The organism is Bradyrhizobium sp. AUGA SZCCT0176 (assembly GCF_018130145.1).
GTDB lineage: Bacteria > Pseudomonadota > Alphaproteobacteria > Rhizobiales > Xanthobacteraceae > Bradyrhizobium.
The window spans coordinates 77,930-92,078 of sequence record NZ_JAFCMB010000021.1 but is presented as its reverse complement, the minus strand read 5'-3'; the positions used below and the strand labels follow the sequence as shown (position 1 = coordinate 92,078).

Below are 14,149 nucleotides of genomic sequence, written 5' to 3'. Positions count from 1 at the left end.
TGGCTTTACGGCTTATGCCGTGCTCTCCCCGGAGACGAGTTCTTGGTTGACTCCGTCGCTGCCGTTCCCGCTTGCGCTTCTCCAACAGCTTGACGCCAGCAACGGGCGCCAGGACCACACGGTTTTGCCGTACGCTTAGTCCGCGCCGTCGTCGAGGCGTAAACCAGCGTCCACCGCAACCCGTCCAACGTCCGTGACGACGGCCGACGCCCTTCTGAGTAGGACGGGATGGGCGAATATATGCTCCTGATTTGTGTTCTGGTAAACAGAAATATTTTTTATTTCAGGACTTGACACGATTTCCGTAAACCAGAAGCGATTTGCCCGTCGGGCTGATATGTCGCACTTAACCGTCATTGCGAGCCACCGGGTCGCAATGACGCGGAGAGGACGACATCCAAATTAAGCTGTCATTCCGCGGCTCGCCAAGCGAGAGCCCGGAATGACGGGCGGAGAGAGTCGTGATAAGAGTGACAGGCCAATTCGCACGGGAGCAGGTTGTGAAAGCATTTGGTCTGGCTGTCACGCTGGGCGTCATGGCGACGCTGTCGCCGGCGCGCGCGCTTGAGGTGAGCGGCACTTCCGGCTTTCTCGGGGAATGGGAAGTGACTGCCACCGTCACGGAAACGGCATCCGGCCGCATCAGGGACTACCGTGGCCCGCTCGTACTGAAGCATATCGGCCTGTGCACGCAGGACGGCCCGGTGGAGAAAAAGGGCGAAATGCGCCTGCAGATCTCGGCCTCGTCCCAGTTGAACGCGACATTGTCGATGCCGGGCACCGAATGCACGGCCAGCGGACCCTTGTCCGATGGCTACAACGGCACCATGACCTGCTCCGATAAGGAGGTCATTCCGCTCCGGCTGCGCGTGAAATAGCCGCTCCTAAAGCGTGATGAGATTAGGTCGAGTAGCTGCGGCGAAGGGGGCTGCGCTCCCTCTCCCGCTTGCGGGGGAGGCGTAGGCGGCCTGCGGCCGCCGTCCTTGGTTTAAGAACGCCGATGCGCAGCATCGGCTATGGGTGGGGGTCTATCCACACGATGCACTCTCCCAGAGGATAGACCCCTACCCGCCGCGCTTCGCGCGTCGACCTAAGAGCGAGCTTCGCTCGTCTCGACCCCCGCAGGCGGGAGAGGTGAAACGAGTTCGTGGCCAGACCGATTCAACCTAAACTCATCCCGCTCCTAGCCGCCGGTTATGCCGGCGACACGCAGGCCCGCGACGAACCGGTCGATGAAGCCCTGATCATTGCAGAAGAAGAGCTCCTGCCGCGCGGTATCCGTTTTGTAACCCGGCTTGCGTTGCAGCAGTTCGGTGGCCACCGCTTCGGCCTGAGCCTTTTCGCCGAGACGGCCGAGCGAGGCTGCCAGTGTCGCAAACGCCCGATACGGGACATTGGGTTGCCGGGTTGCCCTGCGGGCAAACTCGACGGCGATGTCGTACTCACCGAGCGAGAAATGCGCCCAGGAGCGCACGTGGTGGAAACTCCAAAGATGGCTGTCGCGCGGACTGAGCATGGTCGCTCGATCGAGCAGCGTTTCCGCTTCGATCTCCCGCCCGTACCAGAGTAAATTGAATCCTTGCGCAAAATACCCTTGCGCAAAGCTTGGATTGAGTTCCAGCGACAGGTCGATCGCCGCCAGCGCTTCGTCATTCTGACGGGTCAGGCACAGCGCACGGCCGAGGGCGCAGTGACAAAAACAATCGAGGTCGTCGAGCGCCACGGAGACACGCGCCTGGCGCAACGCCGTCTCCAGCCGAGCCGGACGATCCCTGGGCTCGTCATACAGCGAGCGCTGAACATTGACGTAGGCGAGCGCGCCATGGCCGCGGGCAAAATCCGGATCGGCTTCGATCGCGCGCCTAAAATAGGCCTCCGCCTGGTCAAACCCCGGTGTGGTAAATCGCCATAGATTCCATAGGCCGCGCTGGTAGCAATCCCAGGCATCCAGGCTTTCCGGCGCCTTGCGGGCAGCCAGTTGCTGCTCCACCTTCGACAGCTCCGGTTCGATCGTGGCCGCGATCTGCCGTGCCATCTCCTCCTGGATATCGAAAATATTCTCAAGCTGAAGATCGTATTTGTCGGACCAAAGCTGTTTTCCGTCCGCAGCCCGGGCCAGTTCCGCCGTGATCCTGACCGCGTCGCGACTCTTGCGAACGCTGCCGGACATCACATAACTCACGCCGAGCTGGGCACCGACCTCACGCGCATCGACCACGCGCCCCCCGAATCCGACCGTGGAGTGGCGCGAGATCACGGAAAGCCAGCGATTGCGCGCCAAGAGGCGGATGATGTCTTCGGTCAGGCCGTAGCTGAAATAGTCGTTCTCCGGGTCATTCGACATGTTCTCAAACGGCAGCACCGCGATCGACGATCGCGCGATGGCTTCCGCCTTCACGACTTCCGAGACGACATCGTCGAGATGAGACACGTCGGTGGCAATCGAGACCCGCGCGGGAGCGACACCCGCCGCAGCGCTATCGTCAGGCGCAAGCCGAACCGCATCGGCATCCGATGCTGCGACCGCCTGAACATCGCCGACGAACCGGAAGCCGCGCCGGTGCAACGTCCTGATAAAAAGCTGATCCGTTCCGTTGTCGCCAAGCACGCGTCTGGCGCCATTGATGCGGCTGGAGAACGCGGCTTCCGAGATCGCCCGGCCATTCCAGACCGTGTCGATCAACTCATCCTTGCTGACGACCCGGTCATGGTTGCGCACGAGATGAACAATGACATCGAAGACCTGAGGCTCGATGTGGACGGATACGCCCTCGCGGCGCAGCTCGTGTTGGCCAAGGTCGATCTCGAAATTGGAAAATCGGTATCTCATTACCACCTCGGCGGAGGCCACGCCACAATCCCCGGCGTTACAGATCGAAATCAACCTCTGGCGGAGGAAAAACCAACGTCTCCTGAAGGAGTCCGCCAAGCGTGAGGGCGCATCTCAATTTACAGACGGGTCAAGGATCATACAACCGGAGACGTCACATGATCGGCTCGTCTGATTTCCACGCTTACGGATATTCCGCCAGACGGCCCGTTGCCGCACGGCAACGTGGCCAGCATCATGCAGTGCGGGCGCTTGCGCCGTTCCAGTCCACGACGGTGCCAACCCTGCTGAGGAAGATCGTCGTCCTGGCCGCGCGCCTGAGGCGATTCCTCAATGGCCAGGTGGCGGCCGCGATCGCCCACCATGAGCGAGAGGCCGCGTCAATCGCGCAGCGAAAGCTCGATCAGCGCCGGCTGGACAAGACGCGCATCTACTGCGGCCCGATCGACCAGGTCCTGGCAGCAGCGAGGCAGCGCAAGCGCGCCGCCTGAACCGGCTTGAACGAAGAGATTTCCGAGCAACTGCATATTTCAAAGGAGACTGAAGATGTCGATTACGATGCAAACGGGTACGCCTGCCGCAATCCCTTCCTTTGCGATGCGAGTGCTCGCCCTCTGTTACGGCGGCCTCGCCTATCTGATTTTCCTCGGCACTTTCCTGTACGCGGTCGGCTTCGTCTCGCAACTGGTCGTACCCAAGACCATCAACACCGGCCCGGCCGCTTCGCTGCCGACGGCCTTGCTGATCAACCTGGTCCTGATGTCGATCTTCGCCGTGCAGCACAGCGGGATGGCGCGGCAGGGCTTCAAGAGACTGTTCGCGCGCTTCGCCTCACCGGCGATCGAGCGCTCTACCTACGTCCTGCTCGCCAGCCTCAGCCTGATCCTGCTGTTCTGGCAATGGCAGCCGATGCCGGCGGTGGTCTGGAACATCGAAGGGCCGGTCTTCGCCGGCGTCGTGACCGCGATTGGCTTTATGGGCTGGCTTATCGTGCTCTACAGCACCTTCCTGATCAGCCATTTCGAGCTGTTCGGATTGACGCAGGTGGTGGCGCATTTCGCCGGACGCCTGACCGCGCCCATCGCGTTCAGGACGCCGGGGCTGTATCGCCTGATCCGGCATCCGATCTATCTCGGCTTTATCATCGCCTTCTGGTCAACGCCTGTCATGACGCTGGGGCATTTGCTGTTCGCGTCCGTGACGACCGCCTACATCTTCGTCGGCATCTGGCTGGAAGAGCGCGACCTGGTCGCATTCTTCGGCGACGAATATCGAAAGTATCGCGAACGGGTCGCCATGTTGCTGCCCGGTCTGTTCTGAGCGAGACGAGCGAACGCGCCATGCATCAGTCGGAACGGCCTGCCGATGACCCGGCGGGCCGTTCGCGTTGTCAGAGAGAAACGACGATGCTCAAAGCGTCTCTTGCTTGTGGCCGCATTGCTTGCAGGCGAATTTGACGCGGGTGGCGCCCTTTTCGGCCTGCAGACGGTTTGGCGCGCCACATTTGCCGCAAGTTGTCTCGATCCGCGTATTGCCCTGCTTGATGGTCAGGTTTCTCTTTTCCATGGTCTCGCGGATCAGGCGCTCGGCCTCCTCGCGCATCGCTTGCTTGTCCATCAGCCGCACCTGTCATGAAGAACGCTTGCCGCGTAAGATGTCAGGCACCTAACACATTTTGATGTCGGCCGTCACGCCGCTTCCGGTGTCAATGCGAGGATGCGCCGCACCAGCGCGAGCGCGGTTTCGGTGGCGGGATCGGCGGAAATGACGGGAACGGCCAGCACCAGCAGATCGACCGGTTGATGCGACAAAATAATCACATGCGTGGCATTGCCGGCCTTCATCAACGACATCAACCGTTCGACCGCGGGATCCGTCGCGGCAAGGCCCCATGGCGCTTCGGGACGGCGCAACACCCGGCGCGTCGACAGCGCCTTCCGCAACAATGGCGGATCGTAGGAGGCAAGATCGCTTTCGCGGTAGCGCCGGGCACTTTCGAACATCGGATGGCGTGCCAGTTCCGCGATCAATTCGTCGCGGGTACGGGCCGCGGACGCCGCGACGGAATTCAAAACACCCGGCACCTGGGCTTCGAACAGCGCGCACAGCGTGTCGGTCATCAGGCCGATGGTCAGCACGCCCGCAATCGCGATCGCGCAGAAGCGCATGATTTGCGCGGCATCGACATCCGGCGACACGCAGGCGGCAGCGGCGCCGAGGGTAGCGGAACTCACCAGCCGCAGCGCCGTCATCAGGATACCCTGCCGCCGCGTTTCACTGCCGCCACCTGCGATCAGCACGGCGGTGACGACCAATAGCGCACCGAGCGCGCCAAGCCGGACCGGCATATAAGGCGCCAGCGCCTGGTAATCCGTGACGATGAAGGGGATCAGGATCAGTGTGCCGGCCGCAAGGCGGCCAATGCTGCGGTTTTCGGAAGCCAGCAGCGAACTGCGATCCCGCATCGCCAATAGCCACGCACAAATGGCAAATCCCGCGAGCTGGAATAACGCCAGCACGATCGCATAAGGCGTGGTGTAGCTCTCCAACCCGAACGCGCCGCCGAGGCCAATCACGACCGCGCCCGCCAATGCCGCGATCTTGGCCGCGCGCGGCGCATGACGCCGCAAAATACCTTCGGTGACAATGAGCGCGCCGAGCGGCAGCAGCGCTGCCGGAATCAGCGACAGCCGATCGAGCAAGGCGCTGCCGGACCACCACGCCACGCCGCGCGCGAAGAACAACAGCGCGACGACGCCAAGCAGCAAGAGCAGGCGCTGGGTCAATGGGCTCTTGGGATCGCGCCGGTACAGCGCGAACATCGCGACGCAAAGCCCGAGCGCGCCGCAGAGATTGACGATGGAATCGGCGATCACGCCTGATGACATCGGGCTCATCGGCTGCTCCCTGACCGGGGGCGCAAGGTGCCGAATGCGCGCGTATCGTCCAGCCAATGCAAAAGCGGAAGCACCAGCCGCTGCAGCGCCAGCACGGCGGAGGCGGCCAGCAGCGCCGGCATCGAGCCGGCCGGCACCTCGCGCTGCAGATAACGCCGCGCGCCGGCGAGATCGACGCGGCCGAGCTGCAGCAAATCGTCGCCCCTGGCGTAGTCGAGTTCGCGCAGGCAGAACGCGTTGTATTGCTCGTCGCGATGTTTTGGCGCGACGTCCCAGGTTTTCTTGAGCGCGTCCGATCCACCGGTATAGGCGTCGGTGATCACGAAACGCGTCTCGTCGAACCCGGCCTCATCACCGACGCCGAACACCGCGCGATGCTCGCGCATGATGCCGCGCGCCAGTTGCAGATGGGCGAAGCTCTGCCGCGCATTGGCATCAGCCGAGGGAAACACATCCGAAAACGTGTCGCAGACCATTCCGAACACGGAAGGCACCTGCGTCACGTTCGAGATCCATTTGGGACGAAAACCGTCGCGGGCGAACAGCACCAGCGTGGTCAGGCCGTAGAGCACCCAGGACAGCCCCTGCCCCTGCACGTCAGGGTCGACCATCACGAGGCCGAGATGGGTGACCTCCTGCGGCTCGCCGTCGAGCTCTACGGACATCACCGACAGCGCGTTGAAGGCGATCGGGCGGCCGGTGGCTTCTTCACGGATCAGCGTGACGATGGCGCGCGACAGGCGTTCGCGCTCGCCGGAGAAGATCCCGTAGGTGAGGCTGCCGGCCGGCAGGGTCTTGCCGGCGATGGTGCGCAGATCCGCAACGAACTGGTCGAGATCTTGCTGCGACAGCGACAGGCCCGGGCTTTCGACGATCCGCGTCTGCAGGCCGGTATGGGTGCGCAAGGTGAGATCGATGGTTTCCTGCGAGAACGCCTTCAGCCAGAACGCCGCGTAGCCGGGCAGACGCCCGGCTGCAGCGCGGACCTGCCCGAAACCATGACGGATCGCCGAATTGCCGCTCCAGAAAGACGCCATGCCACCTGTCCGCACCCGATCCGGATTTGTGCGCCGGGCCCGTTAAGGAGCCATGAGTGCGGCACGTTGCGGTGGCGAGAGGGTAAACGATGTGTTGGCGGCGTCAAACAATCCGCAAGGAAGACATCAAGGAAGACATCAAGGCAGACATCGTGCCAGGCAGACAAACGGCGGATGCCGAAGCACCCGCCGTCTGCCCTCGCCAGCCACGGCGCTCACGTTACGTGGACCGATTACGTGGATTTGGAAACTTCCATCAGCAGCCGCTCGGCCTTGGCGTCTTCCAGACGGTTCACCATCCGGTCGCTTTCGTGCATGTCGCGCACGGTCTTCGTCAAGGTGACGCAGCACTGCACGAGCATCAGGATGCCCATCGTGAGATAGCCCTTGATCCAGAGATCGACGGGCAGGAAGTAGACGCCGACGGCGACCATGAAGGCCGAGGCCGCGAACGAGACATAGGTGAAGGTGACCCACGCGTTGCTGTGGTGTTGGACATTCTGGTTCATGGCGCCATCCTGCTGATGCGGCTGAAACGAAGGACCGGTCCCGGCCCGGTGACGTGAATCCCGTTGCGGAACCTCCGCCACCGACTCCTGCGCCCGCGCCAGTTAAGGAGATATGATCAAAGCACCCTCAGGTTGCGCAAGGGTAAACGAACATTGAGCGGCCACGTCAAATAATTCACGACCGGGAACCGCTGACGTCGCCGGGCCGGGTTTTCGAGGCGTTATAGTCGTGCGCAAGCAACGAACACAGGCCCATGCAAAATGCGCCGCCGAGGCCGAACTGCACCGACATGTCCTGCGGCAGCGATCCAAGCAAGGCGCGCGGCAGCACCATGGCCGCCGTCGCGCCGACCAGCGCCGTCAGGGGCGCCCTCAGCAGAAGCGGAATCGCGCGGGCCAGCTGTCCGTCAAGGATGCCCACGATCGCCGAAACCGGAAAGGTGACAAGAAACAACAGCACCGCGAAGAAGAGGACAAAGCTTTCAAAGGGCATTCCAACCGCGACCCAGGTCGTGAGAACGACCGATAACGGACCCAGCAGCAGGAACACCAGCGTTCGATTCATTGAAATCAGTTCCTCATAACGGACGGCTGCGGCCATAATCATGCGACAGCAGCGAGCACACGGCCATATTGAGTGCGCCGACAACCCCAATTGCTATCGAAGAATCCAGCGGCATCGGCCCAAGCAAGACAGCCGGCGGGCCAATGGCGAGCAGCGCGCCCGACAGCGCCGCCAGGGGCGCCCGCCAGGCGATCGGCAAAATGCCGGACAGCCTGCCGTCAATGATCCCGGTGACGACGGAGGCAAGCAGGCCGAAGACAAACACCACTCCCATGATGACGGAAAGCAGGTAACCTAATCCGCCGCGCACGGCCTCGTATGCCAACAGCTCGAAAACGCCGAGCAGCGGACCCAGCAACCCGAACACGAGCGTGCGTCGCAGCCAGGGCAGATCGGTAAAGAGCGATCCGCGGTCGGCATCATTTTCGGGAGGGTTTTCAGTAGACACGTGCATTGCCCTTAATCCTGTTTTCGCCTTGTAACATGACTTCGCCGATTGGCGCGTGGTGGACGCTTGACGCGACCGTTGATGAAGCGGCGCGTCCCGCAGAAGCGGACGGCGGATGCCGGCTTTCAAGTGTTCGTACGGCCATATTCGTGCGACAGCACTGAGCACACGCCCATGCAGAATGCGCCGCCGATCGCAAGCGCCATCGACATCTCCTGCGGCAGCGGTCCGAGCAAAGCGGCCGGCAGGCCAATGGCCGATATCGCGCCGACGGTCGCGATCAGGGGCGCCCGCAAGAAGATCGACAAGGTGCGGGACAGGATGCCGTCGACGAGCCCGGTGATTGCCGAGACCAGCAGCCCGACGACAAACACCTGCTTGGCGATGAGCACGAGCCAGGCGTTAAGTCCCCCGCTCGCAACGTCGGGTGACAAGGCGACGAGAACTCCGAGGATCGGGCCCAGCAACAGGAACACCAGCGCCCGTCGCAGCGAGGGCGGACCCCATGCCGGTACGCCGCCAAATTCATCATCGAGAGGATTTTCGGAAGACATATGCATCGTCCTCACCTTTCTCTTGCCAGGTAAATTGGAGTTCGCGCGGGATGGCGCATTAACGCGATCGTTGATTGGCCGGCGTGCTCCCGGAGAAACGGACGGCGGATGCCGAAGCAGCCGCCGCCCGCCTTCGCCAGCACGCGCCACAGGTTTACGCGGCCTTCGAAACTTCCATCAGCAGGCGCTCGGCTTTCGCATCTTCGATGCGGTTCACCAGCTTGCCGCTTTCGTGCATGTCACGGACGGTTTTGGTCAGGGTGACGCAGCACTGGACCATCATGATGATGCCCATCGTGAGATAGCCCTTCATCCAGAGATCGATCGGCAGATAGAACAGGCCGACGGCGACCATGAAGACGGAGGCGGCGAACGAAACATAGGTGAAGGTAACCCAGGCATTGCTGTGGGGTTGGACATTCTGGTTCATGATAGTCTCCTGTGTGTGGACGTTTGAGGTTGGGTATCAATCGAAGGCTCGGTTCACAAAGTAAGTTCAGGTCGTTTGCGTGCGCTTGGCGTTCAGCCGCGCGAGCACGTCGTCGGCGGTGGTTTTCAGTCGCGGGCCGAAGCCCTGTTCGGCGAGCTTCTCCGCGGTCGCCAGCGGGCCCGAGGCGGCGTCGAGTTCGATCAGGGCTTCGTCGGCGGCCTGGGCTTCCATCTGCCTTTCGCGCAGACGCTTCAGTGTCCGCTCGGCTTCGGGCAGCGTGGATTCGTAAGGGCGCGTCGCCTCCACCCCGCCGCGGCGCATGGCGCGAACCGCTTCCGAAGCACGGGCGATGCGGCGGCCACGATCGAGCTCGGTGATCCGGGACTCCGCACCGGCGACCTGGCGCTTCATCCGCGTGATTTCAGACGCGAACAGCGTGCGCGCGGTCATCGCGGCGTCGCGGTCGGCTTCGAGATTGGCGATGGCCTGCGCGGCCTCGCGGGCGAGATCTTCCCGGCCGGCATCGAGCGCCGCGGTGGTGCGCACTTCGAGATCGGCGATCCGGGCGTTGGTGGCGTCGAGCCGGCGGCCCTCCTGCTGATCGCCGGCGATCGCCAGTGCCAGCGTCCGCTTGGAACGTTCCACGGCCGCGGCCGCGTCGCGCATCTGCTGGTCGAGGATCAGAAGCGCCGAGCGGTCTTCCAGTTCTTCTCCCGCGGCAGCCACGCTGCCCCGGAAAAGCGTCAAAACAGTTTTGAACATTTGCAGCTCCCTGTGTTATGAGCGTTGCTCATGAACCTGTTGTAACACATCTTGAGCATTGCTCAAGAACTATTTTGAGCATTGCTCAAGAAAACGGTAGAAAATGTCTAAAGCATTGGAAAGACGGGCTAAATTACGCGAAGATTTGATCCTGGCGGCGGAACGGAGCATTTCCACGGGCGGTTTGGGGGCGCTGAAGACGCGGGAACTGGCGCGGGAAATCGGCTGCGCCAATGGCGCGGTCTATAATCTGGTCGACGATATGGACGAACTCGTCCTGCTGGTGGGATCGCGCACGCTGCGACGGCTCGATGCCGCGCTGAGCGAAGCCGAAAGCGCGGGTCCCCCCTCGCCGACCGAGACGCTGGTGCGCATTGCGGTCGCCTATTGCGATTTCGCCGCCGAAAATCTCCAACTCTGGCGCGCGCTGTTCGAACACCGCATGACGCCGGGCAAGCCTATTCCGGAGTGGGCGGTCAGCGAGCAGATGGATCTGTTTCGCCACATCTTCCAGCCGCTCGCTGCATTGCTGGCGTCACGATCGCCAGGCGAACTCGGCGTCACGGCGCGCAGTCTTTTCTCCGCCGTGCACGGCATGGTGCTGCTCGGCCTCGAACAGAAGCTGATCGCGGTGCCGGTCGAGGCGCTGCGCGCGGAGATCGCGGTTATCGTGCGGGCGATGGTGAAGGGGCTGACCTAGTCCGCGTGCTCATCAATCAGGGCGCTTGGATGAACCTCGCTCGTCCCGCGCGCTGTTTGGCGGCCTAGACGGCGCAATGGCGGATCAGCTGGCCTCCATCAAACAGGCCTTTCGCGATCCGGTCGCGCGGGCACCAGATGGAGAGTCCGTACTCGTGCTCCGATTTTGTCTGGAGCAGCGCATCGGCGGCGATGCTGATGACGCAATCCTGCCCGCGCAAATCTTCCCAGTTGTTTTCAAACGCCGGCTCGATGCCGAACAGCCGATGGCCGCGCCAGCCGGTCTCACGCATGTCGACGAAGGGGCGGTAGCACGATGGCAGTTCGGCATAGCCTGCGCCGTGGTCGATGCGCGGGTATTGCAGGCGGATCGCGTCCCAGACTGCCTCGGCCCTGCCCGCGAGCATGTGCTTCGACATGTGCGGCTGCATCTCGTCGTGCAGATCGAGGCGCAGGCGCATAATGGCGGTCAATGAATCCTTGTCGATGGCCTCGTCCTTGGACTTTGAGAGCGCAAGGTCGCGCCAGGCTTCGAGCGCTGCGATCACGCTCGGCGCCTTACGCTCGAGGACACCGTAATGCGCAACCTTGTTGCGGATGACCTCCTTGAGATCCTGTTCGCGGGCCTGGTCCTGAGGCAAGCGTTCCCGCCAGGCGAAGAACTGCAACCCGTCGTTCAGATCGAATGTGAGACTACGGATGACGCTCTCGGCTTCGAGCGCGGCGATGCCCCAATTGACGATCCAGTCGAGCGGCGACTTGAAGCGATCCGGTAATGACGCCGGCCGGTCGTCGCCGGTGTCGAGAAAGGCGGTCGGGGTGACGGGCCGGCGGAGAAACGTTCGCCCTTCGCCAAAAAAGCCGTGCTTGCTGACCGGCGCGAGGTCTTCGGGCGGCGGAAGGATCTTTGCCTGGGACATCTGGGCAGCGCTGAGGATCCGGCAGGCCCAGGATTTTCCGATGAAGACCAGCAGGGCACCTTCCGCCGGCAAGCCCGGCGGCCGCAATCCGGTCTGCGGTTCAGGCTTCAACGACGCGAGGTCAATCTGGGCAATGAAGTGGAGCGGCGTTCCGTCCCTGTCTTTCGCCCATTCGAAGTTGCCCGGCGCTTTCGGCGCGCCGCCGATCCACGACGTGGCGTCGCCAGAACGGTCGAAGGGCGAGTGGAACAGCAGGGCCCAGGCCGGCAGCTGTTTTGCGCGGTCCGCGTCGCCTCCGCGCTCAAACAGTTCGGCAAGCCAAGCATCATCATCATCCATTGGCTTAAGACCTCGATTGAAAGCGAAATGGTTTGGAAGCGGCGGCTGTCGTCCAGCTTGCTTCAATGCGTCTATGGCTGCGCGTTAATGCGTCCATGTCCTAGTTGTGCAACGATGCCGGCCGCGCCAGCTGCGGCGCCCATACCCGGCCGAGCGAAGCCAGCGCGTGGAACAAGCCGCACACGAACCAGCCCAGCGTCAGCGCGAGGAAGGACAGCGGCCTGAACATCGCGAGGATGTCAGCCAGCGACAAATAATGTCCCGCGATCGCGCTGTTGTAGATCTGCGCTGAAATTGCCAGCAGAAGCGCGCCGATCAGGACAAAGAAAGTGATGCGCTGCGATCTGGTGAGCCAGCGCATGACGAGGAAATACAGCGGCGACACGAACGCCCCTGCCATCAAGCCACCGACTATCCAGAAATCCGTCATCTCAGCCCCCTGAGTTCTCGCAACCGGAGATACACAGGAGGCGTTGAAGGGCGGTGCGGAGGTAGAGTCGGATTTTAGTAAAATTTTATCGATGAGGCAGGATCGTTGGCCAGCAAGGCATTAGCGTGCAGGCGCTTAACAAGGAACGCCGTCATGCCCGGCCTTGTGCCGGGCATCCACGTCTTTGCAGCGTTGCAGCAAGAAAGACGTGGATGGCCGGGTCAAGCCCGGCCATGACGGAGAACGGGGGCCTCACACCGTCAACACCGTCGACCCCGTGGTCTTGCGCGCGGCGAGATCGGCATGGGCCTTGGCCGCGTCTTTCAGCGGATAGGTCTGGTGCACCTCGATCTTGACCGCGCCTGATTTCACGACTTCGAACAATTCGTTTGCCATCGCCACGAGATTCTCGCGCTTGGCGGCGTAGGTGAACAGCGTCGGGCGGGTGACGTAGAGCGATCCCTTCGCAGCCAGCAGGCCGAGGTTGAGCGGCTCGACGGCGCCGGAGGACGCGCCGAACAGCGCGGCGACGCCGAGCGGCGCGAGGCAATCGAGCGATTTCAGGAACGTGTCCTTGCCGACGGAATCATAGACCACGGGCACCTTGGCGCCGCCGGTGATTTCGTCGACGCGTTTTACGAAATCCTCCTTGGTGTAAATAATCGTGTGGGCGCAACCATGGGCTTGCGCGAGCTTCGCCTTCTCCTCGCTGCCCACGGTGCCGATCACGGTGGCGCCGAGATGTTTGGCCCACTGGCCGAGGATCAGGCCGACGCCGCCGGCCGCGGCATGCAGCAGAATGGTGTCGCCGGATTTGACGCGATAGGTCTGGCGGATCAAGTATTGCGTGGTCAGGCCCTTCAGCATCATCGCGGCCGCGGTCTTGTCATCGATCCCATCGGGCAGCTTCAGCAGGCGATCGGCCGGGATCAGCCGCGCTTCGGAATAGGCGCCAAGCGGCGAGGCGCCGTAGGCGACGCGGTCACCGGGCTTCAGATCGGTGACACCGCTGCCGACTTCCTCGACCACGCCGGCGCCCTCGCTGCCCAGCCCGCTCGGCAGTTGCACGGGATAGACCCCCGAGCGGTTGTAGATGTCGACGAAGTTCAAACCGACCGCGGTGTGGCGGATGCGCGCCTCGCCCGGCCCGGGCTTGCCGACCTGGACTTCTTCCCAAGTCAGAACTTCGGGACCGCCGGTCTTGTGAAAACGGATGGCGTGCGTCATGGGATGCTTCTTCCTTCGGGTGGGATGAAAAGAGAAAAATGTTGCGGCGGTTCAAGTCTCGATGATGACGTAGCTGTCCTCGACATGGACCGCAAAGGTCTCGGCCACATAGGGGCCCTTCTCGAGGTCTTCAAGACCTTTGGCAAGTTCTTGAGTAAGCTCTTCGCCGCGTTCGATCGCAACCGGATAAGAACGGATCTTGACGCGCTTCGGATCGAAATAGGATTGCCCGTTGCGCATGTCGAATTCCCAGCCGTGCCAGGCGCAACGCAGCAGCTCGCCGACGCGCGAGCGCTGATAGACACCGGGCTCCGGCGAGGTCAATCGCGCCACGCACGCCGCCTTCTCCAGCGGCGCACCAGCGTGCGGACAACGATTGAGCAACGCAAAGAATTCGCCATTGACGTGGAACACGACGATGTCGCGGCCCTCGACGCCAAAGACCTTGTTGCCGCCGGGCGGGATGTCTGAGGTGCGGGCGACGATGTGCCGGGCCATGCTT

The 14,149-nt window shown here is 62.6% G+C and carries 18 protein-coding genes and 1 pseudogene; 4 read left to right on the top strand and 15 right to left on the bottom strand.

From position 1 onward, the window contains the following. Positions 1-500 precede the first annotated feature (500 nt). Complete coding sequence (locus tag JQ600_RS31070) at positions 501-878, top strand: hypothetical protein (protein WP_212390911.1); 378 nt, start codon at positions 501-503, stop codon at positions 876-878. Between the two features lie 305 nt (positions 879-1,183). Here JQ600_RS31070 and JQ600_RS31065 read toward each other — a convergent pair whose 3' ends face one another. Both JQ600_RS31065 and JQ600_RS37665 read right to left on the bottom strand, forming a co-directional pair. Beyond that, on the bottom strand, positions 1,184-2,362 hold the full coding sequence (locus tag JQ600_RS31065) for a hypothetical protein (protein ID WP_249136175.1): 1,179 nt from the start codon (positions 2,360-2,362) through the stop codon (positions 1,184-1,186). Positions 2,363-2,602: 240 nt separating this feature from the next. Continuing rightward, a pseudogene (locus JQ600_RS37665) lies at positions 2,603-2,830 on the bottom strand (transcriptional regulator); the annotation flags it as partial. 158 nt (positions 2,831-2,988) lie between these two features. Here JQ600_RS37665 and JQ600_RS31060 point away from each other — a divergent pair. Beyond that, on the top strand, positions 2,989-3,321 hold the full coding sequence (locus JQ600_RS31060; protein ID WP_212390909.1) for a hypothetical protein: 333 nt from the start codon (positions 2,989-2,991) through the stop codon (positions 3,319-3,321). Between the two features lie 55 nt (positions 3,322-3,376). Further along, the gene (mddA, locus tag JQ600_RS31055; RefSeq protein WP_212390908.1) at positions 3,377-4,150 is read left to right on the top strand and encodes a methanethiol S-methyltransferase; all 774 of its coding nucleotides are present in this window, start codon (positions 3,377-3,379) and stop codon (positions 4,148-4,150) included. Between the two features lie 90 nt (positions 4,151-4,240). Here mddA and JQ600_RS31050 read toward each other — a convergent pair whose 3' ends face one another. The 9 genes from JQ600_RS31050 to JQ600_RS31010 form a co-directional block, all read right to left on the bottom strand. Beyond that, a complete protein-coding gene (locus tag JQ600_RS31050) occupies positions 4,241-4,447 on the bottom strand; it encodes a hypothetical protein (RefSeq protein ID WP_192740350.1) in 207 nt (68 codons plus the stop codon). Between the two features lie 71 nt (positions 4,448-4,518). Continuing rightward, positions 4,519-5,718 (bottom strand): hypothetical protein, encoded by a 1,200-nt coding sequence (locus tag JQ600_RS31045; protein ID WP_212490256.1) that lies wholly within the window; start codon positions 5,716-5,718, stop codon positions 4,519-4,521. A 5-nt stretch (positions 5,719-5,723) separates the two neighbouring features. After that, on the bottom strand, positions 5,724-6,764 hold the full coding sequence (locus JQ600_RS31040) for a hypothetical protein (protein WP_212390907.1): 1,041 nt from the start codon (positions 6,762-6,764) through the stop codon (positions 5,724-5,726). 233 nt (positions 6,765-6,997) lie between these two features. Beyond that, entirely contained in the window at positions 6,998-7,273 is a 276-nt protein-coding gene (locus JQ600_RS31035) for a YiaA/YiaB family inner membrane protein (RefSeq protein ID WP_192740352.1), read from the bottom strand. Between the two features lie 175 nt (positions 7,274-7,448). Continuing rightward, positions 7,449-7,838 (bottom strand): hypothetical protein, encoded by a 390-nt coding sequence (locus JQ600_RS31030; RefSeq protein WP_212270122.1) that lies wholly within the window; start codon positions 7,836-7,838, stop codon positions 7,449-7,451. Positions 7,839-7,851: 13 nt separating this feature from the next. Then, positions 7,852-8,292, bottom strand: a complete 441-nt coding sequence (locus JQ600_RS31025) for a hypothetical protein (RefSeq protein WP_212390906.1) — start codon at positions 8,290-8,292, stop codon at positions 7,852-7,854. Between the two features lie 119 nt (positions 8,293-8,411). Continuing rightward, positions 8,412-8,840 (bottom strand): hypothetical protein, encoded by a 429-nt coding sequence (locus JQ600_RS31020; RefSeq protein ID WP_212390905.1) that lies wholly within the window; start codon positions 8,838-8,840, stop codon positions 8,412-8,414. 154 nt (positions 8,841-8,994) lie between these two features. Next, positions 8,995-9,270, bottom strand: coding sequence for a YiaA/YiaB family inner membrane protein (locus JQ600_RS31015; protein WP_192740356.1), 276 nt, complete (start codon positions 9,268-9,270; stop codon positions 8,995-8,997). A 66-nt stretch (positions 9,271-9,336) separates the two neighbouring features. Next, complete coding sequence (locus JQ600_RS31010) at positions 9,337-10,032, bottom strand: PspA/IM30 family protein (RefSeq protein WP_211993859.1); 696 nt, start codon at positions 10,030-10,032, stop codon at positions 9,337-9,339. 103 nt (positions 10,033-10,135) lie between these two features. On the opposite strand from JQ600_RS31010, the gene JQ600_RS31005 reads away from it, so the two are divergent. Further along, complete coding sequence (locus JQ600_RS31005; protein WP_212270126.1) at positions 10,136-10,732, top strand: TetR/AcrR family transcriptional regulator; 597 nt, start codon at positions 10,136-10,138, stop codon at positions 10,730-10,732. Positions 10,733-10,796: 64 nt separating this feature from the next. On the opposite strand, the gene JQ600_RS31000 is transcribed toward JQ600_RS31005, so the two are convergent. The 4 genes from JQ600_RS31000 to JQ600_RS30985 form a co-directional block, all read right to left on the bottom strand. Continuing rightward, on the bottom strand, positions 10,797-11,990 hold the full coding sequence (locus tag JQ600_RS31000) for a DUF1963 domain-containing protein (protein ID WP_212270127.1): 1,194 nt from the start codon (positions 11,988-11,990) through the stop codon (positions 10,797-10,799). A 100-nt stretch (positions 11,991-12,090) separates the two neighbouring features. Then, positions 12,091-12,420: a hypothetical protein gene (locus tag JQ600_RS30995; protein ID WP_212490254.1), complete on the bottom strand. Its 330-nt coding sequence runs from the start codon at positions 12,418-12,420 to the stop codon at positions 12,091-12,093. Between the two features lie 252 nt (positions 12,421-12,672). Then, entirely contained in the window at positions 12,673-13,647 is a 975-nt protein-coding gene (locus JQ600_RS30990) for a quinone oxidoreductase (protein ID WP_212270129.1), read from the bottom strand. 51 nt (positions 13,648-13,698) lie between these two features. Further along, a complete protein-coding gene (locus tag JQ600_RS30985; protein WP_212270130.1) occupies positions 13,699-14,145 on the bottom strand; it encodes a Rieske (2Fe-2S) protein in 447 nt (148 codons plus the stop codon). Positions 14,146-14,149: the final 4 nt, after the last annotated feature.

Bases quoted from the DNA above. Each gene is read 5' to 3' on its own strand.
- JQ600_RS30990 (WP_212270129.1), bottom strand. From the start codon at position 13,647: ATGACGCACGCCATCCGTTTTCACAAGACCGGCGGTCCCGAAGTTCTG.
- JQ600_RS31005 (WP_212270126.1), top strand. From the start codon at position 10,136: ATGTCTAAAGCATTGGAAAGACGGGCTAAATTACGCGAAGATTTGATC.
- JQ600_RS31050 (WP_192740350.1), bottom strand. From the start codon at position 4,447: ATGGACAAGCAAGCGATGCGCGAGGAGGCCGAGCGCCTGATCCGCGAG.
- JQ600_RS31030 (WP_212270122.1), bottom strand. From the start codon at position 7,838: ATGAATCGAACGCTGGTGTTCCTGCTGCTGGGTCCGTTATCGGTCGTT.
- JQ600_RS31060 (WP_212390909.1), top strand. From the start codon at position 2,989: ATGATCGGCTCGTCTGATTTCCACGCTTACGGATATTCCGCCAGACGG.
- JQ600_RS30985 (WP_212270130.1), bottom strand. From the start codon at position 14,145: ATGGCCCGGCACATCGTCGCCCGCACCTCAGACATCCCGCCCGGCGGC.
- JQ600_RS31025 (WP_212390906.1), bottom strand. From the start codon at position 8,292: ATGCACGTGTCTACTGAAAACCCTCCCGAAAATGATGCCGACCGCGGA.
- JQ600_RS31000 (WP_212270127.1), bottom strand. From the start codon at position 11,990: ATGGATGATGATGATGCTTGGCTTGCCGAACTGTTTGAGCGCGGAGGC.
- JQ600_RS31010 (WP_211993859.1), bottom strand. From the start codon at position 10,032: ATGTTCAAAACTGTTTTGACGCTTTTCCGGGGCAGCGTGGCTGCCGCG.
- JQ600_RS31015 (WP_192740356.1), bottom strand. From the start codon at position 9,270: ATGAACCAGAATGTCCAACCCCACAGCAATGCCTGGGTTACCTTCACC.
- mddA (WP_212390908.1), top strand. From the start codon at position 3,377: ATGTCGATTACGATGCAAACGGGTACGCCTGCCGCAATCCCTTCCTTT.
- JQ600_RS31020 (WP_212390905.1), bottom strand. From the start codon at position 8,840: ATGTCTTCCGAAAATCCTCTCGATGATGAATTTGGCGGCGTACCGGCA.
- JQ600_RS31040 (WP_212390907.1), bottom strand. From the start codon at position 6,764: ATGGCGTCTTTCTGGAGCGGCAATTCGGCGATCCGTCATGGTTTCGGG.
- JQ600_RS31045 (WP_212490256.1), bottom strand. From the start codon at position 5,718: ATGTCATCAGGCGTGATCGCCGATTCCATCGTCAATCTCTGCGGCGCG.
- JQ600_RS30995 (WP_212490254.1), bottom strand. From the start codon at position 12,420: ATGACGGATTTCTGGATAGTCGGTGGCTTGATGGCAGGGGCGTTCGTG.
- JQ600_RS31035 (WP_192740352.1), bottom strand. From the start codon at position 7,273: ATGAACCAGAATGTCCAACACCACAGCAACGCGTGGGTCACCTTCACC.